This is a genomic window from Streptomyces niphimycinicus (assembly GCF_018883605.1).
GTDB lineage: Bacteria > Actinomycetota > Actinomycetes > Streptomycetales > Streptomycetaceae > Streptomyces > Streptomyces niphimycinicus.
Window position 1 is genome coordinate 1 of the sequence record NZ_JAHLEM010001155.1, and the last position, 2,639, is coordinate 2,639.

General features: G+C 72.9%; 2 protein-coding genes. Both read left to right on the plus strand.

The window, feature by feature from the left end:
* A partial coding sequence (locus KN815_RS48390; protein WP_216348113.1) for a stealth family protein occupies positions 1–1,672 on the plus strand: 1,672 nt, incomplete at its 5' end.
* Positions 1,645–2,639 (plus strand): FkbM family methyltransferase (locus KN815_RS48395; RefSeq protein ID WP_253209725.1); only part of this gene is annotated, 995 nt, incomplete at its 3' end. The genes KN815_RS48390 and KN815_RS48395, both read left to right, overlap by 28 nt.

Consider the following 2,639-nt stretch of genomic DNA (forward strand, 5'->3'; position numbering starts at 1 on the left):
CTCCGGCGCGCTGCGGCTGCGCCGGGCCCGGCGGCGGATGCGGCGGGCCGGGCTGCTGGCGGGGTCCGGCCGGATGGTGGTCACGAGCCGACGGGGCGCCCTCGTGGTGACCCTGGCCCCCTCCCCCACCCCGCTGTTCGCGCGCGCCGAGAATCTGCGGCTGGTGTGCGAGGCCCTGGACCGGGCGCGGATCGACCACTTCGTGGTCCGTTGCCACAGCAACGTCGCCTCGGCCGTGGGCGTCCGGGCCGATCAGCGGGCGGAGGTGGTCAAGGCGCTGTCCGCGCTGTGCGCCGAGGAGGCCGGGTATGTCTCGCTGCCCCCGCCCCGGGGCCGGGCGGCGGCGGCCCCGCCCCGGCTCGGCGGTACGCGACGGGCCTGGCGGCGGCTGGCCGCCGCCCCCGTGGTCCGCTTCACCCGGTTCCACGCCGGGCCGGGCGGACGGCTGGTCCTCGGCCCGGCGCACGGCTGCGACATCGAGTTCTGGGAGCCCGGCGGGCAGGGCGCGGAGCGGGTGCTGATCGCGCCGCGCTTCAACCGTACGACCGCCTCGGTGCCGCTGGTGGGCGAGCCGGTGCGCGCCCCGGACCAGGTGTTCACCCGGCTCGCCCCGGCCATCGGCTGGCAGCCGGGGCCGCTGGTGCGTACCCGCCCGGAGTTCCTCACCCGGCTGCCGGACGAGGTCCGCTTCCCCATCGACGTCGTCTACACCTGGGTCGACGGCTCGGATCCGCAGTGGCAGCGGCGGCGGGCGGCCCTCGCGGGCACGGGCTATCACGCCCAGGCCGCCAACGCCGCCCGCTACGCCAACCGCGACGAGCTGCGCTACTCCCTGCGCTCGCTCTATCTGTACGCCCCCTGGGTGCGCCATATCTATCTGGTGACCGACCGTCAGGTGCCCGACTGGCTCGCCGCCTCGCACCCGGGGATCACCGTCGTGGACCACCACGACATCTTCGACGACACCAGTGTGCTGCCCACCTTCAACTCCCACGCCATCGAGACCCGACTGCACCACATCGACGGACTCGCCGAGCACTTCCTCTACTTCAACGACGATGTCTTCCTCGGCTCACCGGTCACCCCGCAGGACTTCTTCCTGGCCAACGGCGTCTCCAAGTTCTTCCCGTCCCGGGCGCTGATCCCGCTGACCCCCGTGGGCCCCGGCGACGTGCCCGTATCGGCGGCGGGCAAGAACAACCGGGCGCTGCTGGCGGAACGGTTCGGCCCGGCCGTCACCCAGAAGATGAAGCACACCCCGCACGCCCTGCGCACCAGCGTGCTGGCCGAGATCGAGAAGGAGTTCCCGGACGCGGTGCGCGCGACCATGGCCAGCCGGGTGCGGTCGACGTCGGACATCTCCGTACCGTCCTCGCTCCACCACTACTACGCCTTCCTGACCGGACGCGCGGTCCCCGCCCAACTCCGCTACGACTACTTCGACCTGGCCCAGCCCACCGTCCGCGCCCGGCTGGCCAGACTGCTGCGGGCGCGGCACTGCCAGGCGTTCTGCCTCAACGACACGGTCTCCTCCGAGCACGACCTCGAGGACCAGTTGGCTCTGGTCCGCCCCTTCCTCGACGCCTACTTCCCCCTCCCCAGCCCGCTGGAGCGGGCCGTCACCCGACAGGAGACGCGGCAGCCATGCCCCTCGCCATCACCCTTCCCCTGAACCCGGACGTCCTCGAGGCGGGCGGGCCGTATCCGCGGGCGCTCAATGTGCTCAGCCGCAAACAGACCGCCGTACAGCGGCAGTTGCGGCGCGCCGGGCTCGCGGGCTACGAGCCGACCACCCAGGCCACCCTGCTGGCCCTGGCCCAGCAGGCGCCCGCGGGCAGCGTGGTGTACGATATCGGCGCGCATATCGGGCTGTACTCGGCGCTGATCAGCGCGGTGTACGGGAACGGCGGGCGCGGGCCGCGGGCCATCGCCTTCGAGCCGACCCCGGAGACGGCCGCGCTGTGCCGCCGGATCCGGGACTGCAACCGCCTCGGCTTCGAGGTGCAGCAGACCGCGCTGGCCGCCGAACCGGGCACCGCCGAGCTGTACTTCTCCCATAAGTCGGAGTCCTCCAACTCGCTCAACCCGGCCCACCGCCGGCACACCGAGTCGGTGACGGTGCCGGTCACGACGGTCGACGCGATCACCGGGGAGCGCGGCATCACCCCGCATCTGATCAAGATCGACGTGGAGACCTTCGAGGCGGCGGTATTGCGCGGGTCGTACGAGACGATCCGCCGTCACCGCCCCTGGATCGTCTGCGAACTCCTCCCCGGCGCCGACCACAACGCGCTGCGCACCGCCCTCGTGCCGCTGACCGCCATGGACTACGGACTCCACCCGATCACCCCGGAGTCGCCCTGGCACCGCTACGACGAGACGACCTACCGGTCCGCGGTCAGCGGCCAGTGCCGCGACTGGCTACTGGCCCCGCGGCCGCTGACCCCCGCCTTCCACCGGGCGGTGCGGCGGTGGCTGATCGCGATTCTGGCGTGCGACGAGACGACGAACATCATCAGCACGGACAAGGCGTCGTTCCCTTACGGCTGGAACGCGCCGTACCGCTCGCCGCGGGGTGCGACGCGGGTGCCCCGCACGGGGCTGCTGCGGCTGGCGGGCGCGGCCGCGCTGGCCCGTCG